The sequence below is a fragment of the Rhodopseudomonas sp. BR0C11 genome, assembly GCF_010820945.1.
Lineage (GTDB): Bacteria > Pseudomonadota > Alphaproteobacteria > Rhizobiales > Xanthobacteraceae > Rhodopseudomonas > Rhodopseudomonas palustris_H.
Map to the genome: position 1 here is coordinate 1 of NZ_QTKI01000148.1, position 10,649 is coordinate 10,649.

A 10,649-nucleotide genomic window follows, 5' to 3' on the forward strand; every position below is an offset into this window, starting at 1 on the left:
GGATCGCGGCGGCCCCTGGCCGGCGAAAGTAGGCCTCGTCGGACGTCCGGCCGGTCGAAGCGATGACGTGATAGCCGAGCTTCGACAACAGCGCGATCGCCACCGAGCCGACGCCTCCGGCCGCACCGGTGACCACCACAGGTCCATCCTGCGGGGACAGCCCGTGCTTCTCCAGCGCCAGCACGCTGAGCATCGCGGTGTAGCCGGCGGTGCCGATCGCCATCGCGTCGCGCGCGCTCAGCGACTGCGGCAACCGCACCAACCAGTCGCCTTTGACGCGGGCCTTCTCCGCATAGGCGCCAAGGTGAGTTTCACCCATGCCCCAGCCGTTGCACACCACCTTGTCGCCGGCCTTCCAGTCCGGATGGGACGACTCCAGCACGGTGCCGGCGAAATCGATCCCGGCGATCATCGGAAAACGGCGCACCACAGGCGCCTTGCCGGTGAGCGCGAGACCATCCTTGTAGTTGAGGGTCGACCACTCGACCGCGACCGTGACGTCGCCGTCCATCAGCTCGGCCTCGTCGAACTGGGTCAGCGCCGCAACGGTGCCCTTCTCGGCCTTGTCGATCCGGATCGCCTTGAACGTCGCCATTGTCGCTCCCCCTTGAATTGTGCTTGCCGATGCCGACGTGAGTTAGAGAAAGCGCAGGCTCGCTGTAAAGATCGCTGCGCTGCAGCGATGCAAATGCGTGACTCTGGTGTGACGATTTAGCCCTTTCGGCCTCTGGCGGAACCTGGAGCCACGTGTTATATTAGTTATGCTCTGAATGAGGATAAGTGTTTCCTCATAGGTTCCTGGAAGCGGGGCGCGGGGACGCGAAGGCTTTAGGGAAGCGGTTCATCGCAGCGGTTGGAAAGTTGCCGGCCCATCGTGGCCGGATTTCTCAAACCCAGCATATGCTCAAACTGAGTATATATTGGAGCGCGGTACAAGGAGGCGTCGATGCCGCTTGCTGAACTCTACGGTCCGGAGAATTTCGGCCTGCCGCCGCATGCGCGCCAAGGATCGCTTCCGCGCGCGCCGCTGAGTGCCACCGAACGCGCCCGCGCGCTGCCGATGCCGTCCTTGGAATGGACGCCGGAGGTCGAGGCCGCCACGGCGCACCTGTACGAGAAGGTGCAGACCGTCATTCCGCCGGTCGAGTGGCCGTTCATGGCGCCGTACGTCAAAGCGATCAACGAGCTGAAGCGCGAGCGCGATGCCGTGATCCTGGCGCACAACTACCAGACGCCGGAAATCTTCCACTGCGTCGCCGACATCGTCGGCGACTCGCTGCAGCTCGCGATCGAAGCCACCAAGGTGAAGGCTTCGACCATCGTGCAGTGTGGCGTGCACTTCATGGCTGAGACATCGAAGATCCTGAATCCGGAGAAGCGCGTGCTGATCCCGGATTCCCGCGCCGGCTGCTCGCTCGCCTCTTCCATCACCAGCGCCGACGTTCGTCTGCTGCGCGAGAAATTCCCTGGCGTGCCGGTGGTCGCTTATGTCAACACCTCGGCCGACGTGAAGGCCGAGGTCGATATCTGCTGCACCTCGTCGAACGCCGTGCAGGTGGTCGAAAGCCTCGGCGTCGACCGCGTCATCATGGTGCCGGATCAGTATCTGGCGAAGTACGTCGCCTCCCAGACCAAGGTGAAGATCATCGCCTGGAAGGGCGCCTGCGAGGTGCACGAGCGCTTCACCGGCGACGAGCTGCGCGTCTATCGCGAGGCCGATCCGAACGTGAAGATCATCGCGCATCCGGAGTGTCCGCCGGATGTACTGGCCGAAGCCGACTTCACCGGCTCGACCGCGCACATGATCAACTGGGTCAAGACCCAGCATCCGAAGCGCGTGGTGATGATCACCGAGTGCTCGATGGCCGACAACGTCCAGGCCGAGCTGCGCGACGTCGAAATGGTGCGGCCGTGCAATCTGTGCCCGCACATGAAGCGGATCACGCTGGCGAAGATCCTCGACAGCCTGGTGTACCTGCGTGAGGAAGTGACGGTCGATCCCGCCATCATCGCGCCGGCCCGGCGCTCGGTGGAACGGATGATCAACCTGAACAACTGAGCCTCAGGGCTTGCGACGAATGGCGGCGTCCGTGCCGCCATCGCTGTGCATCGAAGGCGTTCGCGGACAATCGCGTGAGAGTTGGATCGCCGCATGAGCACCACGCCCGAGTTCGCACATCTTGGCGTCCATGGTGACGTCGTTATCGTCGGCGGCGGTCTCGCCGGCCTGTTCTGCGCGCTGAAGCTGGCGCCGCGTCCGGTGACTGTGATCAGCGCCGCGCCGCTCGGCGAAGGCGCCTCCACCGCCTGGGCGCAGGGCGGCATCGCCGCCGCGGTTGGCGAAGGCGACAGCGCCGAATCGCATGCGGCCGACACCATCGCGGTCGGCGCCGGACTGGTCGACGAGGCGGTGGCGCATCGCCTTGCCGGCGAAGCCGCCGCACGCATCCACGATCTCCTCAGCTACGGCGTTCCGTTCGACCGCGACCTCGAAGGCCGGCTGGCGGTCGCGCGCGAGGCGGCGCATTCAGCCCGGCGCATCGTCCACGTTCGCGGCGACATGGCAGGCCAGGCGATCATCAGCGCGCTCACCGACGCGGTGCGCAAGACGCCGTCGATCAAGGTGATCGAAGGCTGGTTCGCCGACGGGCTGCTGATGCACGACGACGCGGTCGCCGGACTGCGGCTGCGCAAGGTCGGCAACGCCGCCGGCGCGCCGATGCACATCGCCGCGCGTGCCGTGGTGCTCGCCACCGGCGGCATCGGCCATCTCTATGCTGTGACCACCAATCCGATCGAGGCCCGCGGCGTCGGGCTGGCGATCGCGGCTCGCGCCGGCGCGCGTATTGCCGACCCAGAATTCGTGCAGTTTCATCCGACCGCCATCATGGTCGGCCGAGATCCGGCGCCGCTCGCCACCGAGGCGCTGCGCGGCGAAGGCGCGATCCTGATCAACGGCCAGGGCGAGCGCTTCATGCTCGCCGCGCATCCGCTCGCCGAGCTGGCGCCGCGCGACATCGTCGCCCGCGGCGTATTTGCCGAAGTCGCCTCCGGCCGCGGCGCCTATCTCGACGCCACCAAGGCGCTCGGTGCGCATTTCGCCGAGCATTTCCCGACCGTGTACGAGAGCTGCATCTCGGCCGGTATCGATCCTGCGACCCAGCCGATCCCGATCGCGCCGGCGGCGCACTACCACATGGGCGGCATCGCGGTGGACATGCACGGCCGCAGCTCGCTGCGCGGGCTGTGGGCGGCTGGCGAAGTGTCCTGCACCGGCGCGCATGGCGCCAACCGGCTGGCTTCGAACTCGCTGCTCGAAGCGGTGGTGTACGCAGCGCGGATTGCCGAAGACATCGCCGGCACCGAACTCGCCGCCACCAAGTCGCGGCTCGACGTGCACGAAACGCAAAGCACGCCGATCGATCCGGCGCAGGAGCAGTTGCTGCGGCAGACCATGGCCGGCAAGGTCGGCGTGATCCGCGATCGTGACGGGTTGACCGAAGCGGTGCGAACCTTCGCGGCGCTCGAAGCCGAGACCTCGTCGACCACGCTCGCCAATATGGCGACGACCGCGCTGCTGGTCGCCACCGCGGCGCTGGCACGCACCGAGAGCCGCGGCGCGCACTACCGCGCCGACTATCCGACCGAGAACCCGGCGCAGGCCAAGCGCACCACCACGTCGCTGGCGCAGGCCCGCGAGCGCGCCGCCGCGCTCGGCGACGCTGCCCCGCGCGCGCCACGTCTCGCTGCGCAATCCCTCGCCTGATCAGGACCACCTTTCATGTTGCCGTCTGCCCTGCTGCATCCCGATGCATTCCTGTCGCCATTGGCGATCACCGATGCGGTGCGCCGCGCGCTCGATGAGGATCTCGGCCGCGCCGGCGACATCACCTCCGTCGCGACCATCCCAGAGGCGACCCAAGCCCACGCCATCCTGGTGGCGCGCCAGGCCGGCGTGATCGCCGGGCTGCCGCTGGCGATCGAGACCTTCCGCCAGCTCTCGGCGGAAGTCGCCATCACCGCCCATGTGCGCGACGGCGACACGGTGGCGGCCGGCATTCAGGTGCTGACGATCTCCGGTCCCGCGCGGGCCGTGCTGACCGGCGAGCGCACCGCGCTGAATTTCGTCGGCCGGCTCTCCGGCATCGCGACGCTGACGGCAGACTACGTCCGCCACACAGCCGGCACCAAGATGCGGATCTGCTGCACCCGCAAAACCACGCCGGGGCTGCGTGCGCTGGAGAAATACGCGGTGCGCTGCGGCGGCGGCTTCAACCACCGCTTCGGCCTCGACGACGCCATCCTGATCAAGGACAACCACATCGCGGTGGCCGGCGGTATTCGCCCGGTGCTCGAAGCGGCGCGCGCCAAGATCGGCCATCTGGTCAAGATCGAGATCGAGGTCGACACCCTCGATCAGCTTCGCGAGGTGCTCGACACCGGCCTCGCCGACGTCGTGCTGCTCGACAACATGAACCTCGACACCTTGAAGCAGGCCGTGGCGATGAGCGCCGGCCGCGTCGTGCTCGAAGCCTCCGGCGGCGTCACCCGCGAGTCGATCAGCAGCATCGCCGCCACCGGCGTCGACTACGCCTCCTCCGGCGCACTGACACACTCGGCCCCAAACTTCGACGTCGCGCTGGATATCGACGCTTAGGCCGGCGCTCGGCAAACAGCCGAAGACTTCTCGCTTTACCAACGTCATTGCCGGGCTCGACCCGGCAATCCATCCCTTGAAGAACGGGCCTTCGCTGCGCCGAGGGGGTTTGGGCCCCGCGGGGCGGATCAAGCCCGCGCATGGCGTCGGCATACAAGTAATAACTCCGCCACGTCGTTCCGGGGCGCTCGCGAAAGCGAGCGAACCCGGAATCTGAAGCGGGGCAATGCGCCGCCTTCCAAACAGCGAGATTCCGGGCTCACGCTGCGCGCGCCCCGGAATGACTGCTTGGGGCAAGTGGACGATACCACCGACCGCGGGTCGAGCCTGTTCTCTACGACGCGCTTAGTTTCCCTTCGCCTGAATCTCCGCCGAGCTCTTGGCGGCTTCGGCGAGTTGGGCGGCGATCGAGGCGGTTTCGGCGGCGGTGCCCCAGCTCGGGGCGTCGCTGCCGTCGCCCCAGGCGCGCGGACGATAGAAGGTGTGCACGCCGAACTTGTACATCTTCTTCATCTCGTGGACCCAGGACGGCCGCACCCAGTAGGCGTGGTAATGAGTCGACTTGCCGACTTCGGGCAGCCACAACTTGCCGTCGAGCATTGCGCGCGCGATCTTGCGGGCGCGATCCCACATCTCCGGCTCGCGCACCACGTCGGCGATGTTGTCGCAGGCGAAGGTGAACTGGCAGGCGTAGCGGCGGTTTTTATTCTGATAGACCACGCCGCAGACGTTGGTCGGATAGAAGCCGGAGAACGCGCGGTTGAGCACCACCTGCGCCACCGCGATCTGGCCGCGCACCTTTTCACCGCGCGATTCGAAATACACGGCTTCCGCCAGGCACTTCTCGTGCTTGGCGCGGAGCTTGGAGTCATTGGCGAGGCCAAGCCGTTCGGCCGGCGTCTTGACGTGGTGATCGGCGTTGACCTGGCCCTTGCCGGCGATGGTCTCGCCCGAGGCGGATGGGTCGAGCGCAGCGGTTTGCGGCAGCGGCGACTTCATGTCGGGATCGGCTGCGTTCGGCGACACGATGATCGGCTCTTCGCCCGGCTGCCATTGCTCGAGCGACTCATCCATGCCGCCGAGCGAGCCGGTGCCGAAGAACAGGCTGGCGGTCTTGAACGAGAACGGATCGCGCGGACGCGGCGCGACAGCGGCCGCCTCGTGGTCCTTATCGAGCGACAGCGAGCCGTCATATTGCGGCAGCGGCTCGGACTTCAGCGCTTCGGCAAGCTCCGGATCGAGCGCCGGCGAGGCTTCGGCCGCGTGGACCGCGCCGTTCTGATCGGAACTCGGGAATTGGTCGGCAGTCTTGGCACCAGCGACATTCGGCGCCTGCGCTCCGGCGTCGTCCGGCGTCGGTGCGACCTCGAGGGTCGGTGACTGGTCGGGTTTGGCAAGCGCGAGGCGGTCGCCCTTCAGGGTGCGGTCGACCTTCGGGTAGTCGGACGCCTGGTAACGGGACGGCGCCTGCAGCAGCGGATTGTGGGTCGCGGCGAGGCCGCCGCTGCGGCCTTCGATGCTGACCAGGCGCGACGAGCCGAGCTGCGGCGTCCAGGTTCCGAGCGGCCGGCCGAACGAGAACGTCGCGACCTGCACCGAGCCGAGCGAGGACGCGAACATCCGCTTCTGCCAGCGCTCGGTGACGCCCGTCTGCCGAACCAGCAGCGACGCAATATCCTGGTGTCCGATTTCATTGGGCAGCGCCGCGAAGACACAGACCCCGAGGCCGAAGGACGCAATCCGCGCGCCCTTCGACCGGTTACGCATGACTGACATCGATACGCTCACGCAACGCTTACTCGCGATCAAGTCCGAGGGTTTCGGACAAGTTGATCGTTTCTTTTGTTATCCGATTAAAGTTGCCCGTGCGTTAATGGCCGATGCATCCGCGCAACACGCAACGCCAAGCTGTTAGTTCGTGGAACCGGCTGCGAATGTGGTGAATCAGCGCTTCATAACGGTGGTTAAGAATGCGTTGTGCGACGTCGTTAACAAGACGTTGCACATCAGCCGCGCCGCTGGTTACCAGCGCGCAAATACAAATGGCCGGGACGAAGCCCGGCCATTCGAAATCTGATCAGTTTTGCGAGGCGCGATTACGCCTGGCTGGCGATGCCCTTGCCGAGCGCAGCCTGCGCGGCGGCGAGCCGCGCGATCGGCACGCGATACGGCGAGCACGACACGTAGTCGAGGCCGACCTCGTGGCAGAACGCCACCGACGCCGGATCGCCGCCGTGTTCGCCGCAGATGCCGACCTTGAGCTTGGCGCGCGTCTTGCGGCCGCGCTCGACGCCGATGCGGACCAGCTCGCCGACGCCGTCGCGGTCCACCGACACGAACGGATCGACCGTGAAGATGCCCTTCTCGATATAGGTGCCGAGGAAGCTGGCGGCGTCGTCGCGGCTGATGCCGAACGTCGTCTGGGTCAGGTCGTTGGTGCCGAACGAGAAGAACTCGGCGCTCTCGGCGATGTCGCCGGCCATCAGGCAGGCGCGCGGCAGCTCGATCATGGTGCCGACATGGTACTTCAGATTGCTGCCGGTATCGCGGTTCACCGCCTGCGCGGTGGCGTCGATCCGGGCCTTGACCAGCTCGAACTCGGCGCGGGTCGCGATCAGCGGCACCATCACTTCAAGACCGACCTGCTCGCCGGTGCGCTTCTCGGCCTCGACCGCGGCCTCGAAGATCGCGCGGGCCTGCATCTCGGCGATCTCCGGATAGGCGATCGCCAGACGGCAGCCGCGGAAGCCGAGCATCGGATTGAACTCGGCGAGCTCGCGGGCGCGATCGGCGAGCCGGCGCGGATCGGCGTTCATCGCCCGCGCCACTTCCTCGATCTCCGCCTGGGTGTGCGGCAGGAACTCGTGCAGCGGCGGATCGAGCAGGCGCACCGTCACCGGCAGGCCCTTCATGATCTCGAACAGCTCGACGAAGTCGGCGCGCTGCATCGGCAGCAGCTTGGCGAGCGCGGAGCGACGCGACTGCTCGTCTTCGGCGAGGATCATCTCGCGAACGGTGCGGATGCGGGTCTCTTCGAAGAACATGTGCTCGGTGCGGCACAGGCCGATACCTTCGGCGCCGAACTTGATCGCGGTGCGGGCGTCGGCCGGGGTGTCGGCGTTGACGCGGACCTTGAGCTTGCGGACTTCGTCGGCCCAGCCCATCAGCGTGTTGAAGTCGCCCGACAGTTCCGGTTCGATCATCGGCATCTTGCCGGCCAGCACCTGGCCGGTGCCGCCGTCGATGGTGATGATGTCGCCGGCCTTGAAGGTGCGGTTGCCGATCATCATCGTGCCGCGGCCGTAGTCGACGCGGATCGCGCCGCAGCCGGAGACGCAGGGCTTGCCCATGCCGCGCGCCACCACGGCGGCGTGCGAGGTCATGCCGCCGCGGGTGGTGAGAATGCCTTCCGAGGCATGCATGCCGTGAATGTCTTCCGGGCTGGTCTCGATGCGCACCAGAACGACCTTGCGGCCGTCGGCATGCAGCTTGGCGGCCTCATCCGACGAGAACACGATCTCGCCGGAGGCGGCGCCGGGCGAGGCCGGCAGGCCGGTGGCGATCACGTCACGCTTGGCGTTCGGGTCGATGGTCGGGTGCAGCAGCTGGTCGAGAGAACCGGGCTCGATCCGGGTCACGGCGTCCTTGCGATTGATCAGGCCTTCGTTGGCGAGCTCGACCGCGATCCGCAGCGCCGCCTTGGCGGTGCGCTTGCCGCCGCGGGTCTGCAGCATCCAGAGCTTGCCCTGCTCGATCGTGAACTCCATGTCCTGCATGTCGCGATAGTGCTTCTCAAGCAGGGTGTAGATCCGGGTCAGCTCCTTGAACGCCTCCGGCATCGCCATTTCCATCGACGGCTTGTCGGAGCCGGATTCGATGCGGGCGTGCTCGGTGATGTCCTGCGGGGTGCGGATGCCGGCGACGACGTCTTCACCCTGCGCGTTGATCAGGAACTCGCCGTACAGCCGGCTTTCGCCGGTCGACGGGTTACGGGTGAAGGCGACGCCGGTCGCCGAGGTCTCACCCATGTTGCCGAACACCATCGCCTGGACGTTGACGGCGGTGCCCCAGGATTCCGGAATGTCGTGCAGGCGGCGGTAGGTCACCGCGCGTGCGTTCATCCACGACGAGAACACCGCGCCGATCGCGCCCCACAGCTGGGCATGCGGATCCTGCGGGAAGTCCTCGCCGGTCTCGCGCGCCACGGCTTCCTTGTACTGGCCGACCAGATCGACCCAGTCGTCGGCATCGAGGTCGGTGTCGAGCGTGAAGCCCTTGGCGTCCTTATAGGCGTCGAGGATTTCCTCGAAGTGATGGTGCTCGAAGCCGAGCACCACGTCCGAGTACATCGTGATGAAGCGGCGATAGCTGTCATAGGCGAAGCGGCGATCACCCGACTTCTCGGCCAGCGCTTCGACCGTCTCGTCGTTGAGGCCGAGGTTGAGCACGGTGTCCATCATGCCCGGCATCGAGGCGCGGGCGCCGGAGCGCACCGACACCAGCAGCGGGTTCTTGGCGTCGCCGAACTTCTTGTTGGTGAGCTTGCCGACGTGCTCGAGCGCGCGCTCGACCTGCGACTGCAGCTCCTTCGGATAGGCTTTGCCGTTGGCGTAGAAGTAGGTGCAGACCGAGGTCGGGATGGTGAAGCCCGGAGGCACCGGCAGGCCGAGATTGGCCATCTCGGCGAGGTTGGCGCCCTTGCCGCCGAGCAGGTCGCGCATATTGGCGCGGCCCTCGGCCTTGCCGTCACCGAAGGTGTAGACCCACTTGCCGGCCTTCGGCGCGGCAACGGCCTTGGCGACGGGCTTCTTGGCGGGCTTTGCAGCGGCCTTGGCCACCGCCTTGGTCGCTGGCTTAGCTGCCGGCTTGGTTGCAGGCTTGGCCGCAGCCTTGGTCACCGTCTTGGTGGCGGGCTTGGTCACCGCTTTCGACTTCGCGGCGGGCTTTGCAGCGGGCTTGGCGGCCGGCTTGCTAACAGCCTTCTTGGCCGGCTTCGGCGGGCTCTTCGCCACTGCCTTGCGTGCACTCGACGCGGCAGCGCCCTTTCCACGCGCAGTCCCGGAAGACTTGGATTTCGGGGCGGTCTTCTTCTTCGAAGCGGCTTTGGCCATGGCTCTCAACGGTCCGCGAAAGAGGAACAGAAAACGGGCGCTTTAGACCACGTTTTAGCGGTCTCAAGCAAGCTGGCGGAACCCGAGCCGACTAAAGATGCAGGAAACGCAACGCGCCCAGACCGATCAGTCCGACGCAGATCAGATAGATCGCGACGATGAAGTTCAGCAGCCGCGGCATCACCAGAATCAGGATACCGGCGATCAACGCGACGATGGCTGGAATGTGGGCAGTGGGGATTGTCATGGCAGTCTCCGGCGGAAGGAAGCGATCGGATCGAATCGCAGGCGGATTGGTAGCGGACACAGGCAAGGAGCGATACCGGCGGCTGATGACGCCGCTGCGTGGCTCAGGGTTCCCTGACCGCCAAAAATCCGGACCACTGCGACATCCCTGCACGGAACATCGCGCGCGGGCGGGCATTGCCTCAGCAGACCGAGCGGCGCAGCCTCGACAGGCCGCTGCTCTTTGATCGTTCAGGTGGACGCGCAATTCGCTTGAACGTGGGTCCGGACGCCACCGACGCGGCCGGATCGGAGAGCCCCGTCCCGTTCCCCCGCCGGGCGGGGCTCTTCTCCGTCCGTCCTCCCTGGCCTTCCGATTTCTTCTCCCGCATCGCCCCGCCTGCTAGAGTTCCGGCACCGGCTCGGCTCTCGCGCCGGCGTCGCGGTGCTCTGCCGCGCCGACGTCCTCCCGCGCAGATGCGGCTTCGCCGATGCCGATGATCGCAACACCGTCCGTTCACAGCCTCGCGCTGTTGTTGCTGCTGAGTTTCTTTCTCGGCTTCGCGTTCGAAGATTTCTTCGAGCAGCGCAAATCCGCGCGGCCGGGCGGCGTCCGCACTTTTCCACTGCTATCTCTCGGCGGCGGCGTTCTGTAC

The 10,649-nt window shown here is 66.5% G+C and carries 7 protein-coding genes; 3 read left to right on the forward strand and 4 right to left on the reverse strand.

Annotation, left to right across the window (positions count from 1 at the left end):
- Positions 1-595: alcohol dehydrogenase catalytic domain-containing protein (locus DYI24_RS13270; protein WP_164572624.1), on the reverse strand; the 595-nt coding region annotated here is incomplete at its 3' end.
- Positions 596-946: 351 nt separating this feature from the next.
- Here DYI24_RS13270 and nadA point away from each other — a divergent pair.
- The 3 genes from nadA (at position 947) to nadC (ending at position 4,657) form a co-directional block, all read left to right on the forward strand.
- The gene (gene nadA / locus DYI24_RS13275) at positions 947-2,059 is read left to right on the forward strand and encodes a quinolinate synthase NadA (RefSeq protein ID WP_164572625.1); all 1,113 of its coding nucleotides are present in this window, start codon (positions 947-949) and stop codon (positions 2,057-2,059) included.
- A gap of 93 nt (positions 2,060-2,152) precedes the next feature.
- A complete protein-coding gene (locus DYI24_RS13280) occupies positions 2,153-3,766 on the forward strand; it encodes an L-aspartate oxidase (RefSeq protein ID WP_164572626.1) in 1,614 nt (537 codons plus the stop codon).
- Positions 3,767-3,781: 15 nt separating this feature from the next.
- Positions 3,782-4,657: a carboxylating nicotinate-nucleotide diphosphorylase gene (nadC, locus tag DYI24_RS13285; RefSeq protein WP_164572627.1), complete on the forward strand. Its 876-nt coding sequence runs from the start codon at positions 3,782-3,784 to the stop codon at positions 4,655-4,657.
- 345 nt (positions 4,658-5,002) lie between these two features.
- Here the strand turns inward: nadC and DYI24_RS13290 are convergent, their stop codons facing one another.
- The 3 genes from DYI24_RS13290 to DYI24_RS13300 all read right to left on the reverse strand — a co-directional run bounded on the left by DYI24_RS13290 (position 5,003) and on the right by DYI24_RS13300 (position 10,015).
- Positions 5,003-6,433, reverse strand: coding sequence for a cell wall hydrolase (locus DYI24_RS13290; RefSeq protein WP_164572628.1), 1,431 nt, complete (start codon positions 6,431-6,433; stop codon positions 5,003-5,005).
- 320 nt (positions 6,434-6,753) lie between these two features.
- On the reverse strand, positions 6,754-9,768 hold the full coding sequence (ppdK, locus tag DYI24_RS13295; protein WP_164572629.1) for a pyruvate, phosphate dikinase: 3,015 nt from the start codon (positions 9,766-9,768) through the stop codon (positions 6,754-6,756).
- A 91-nt stretch (positions 9,769-9,859) separates the two neighbouring features.
- A complete protein-coding gene (locus DYI24_RS13300) occupies positions 9,860-10,015 on the reverse strand; it encodes a DUF3096 domain-containing protein (protein WP_164572630.1) in 156 nt (51 codons plus the stop codon).
- Between the last annotated feature and the right edge of the window lie 634 nt (positions 10,016-10,649).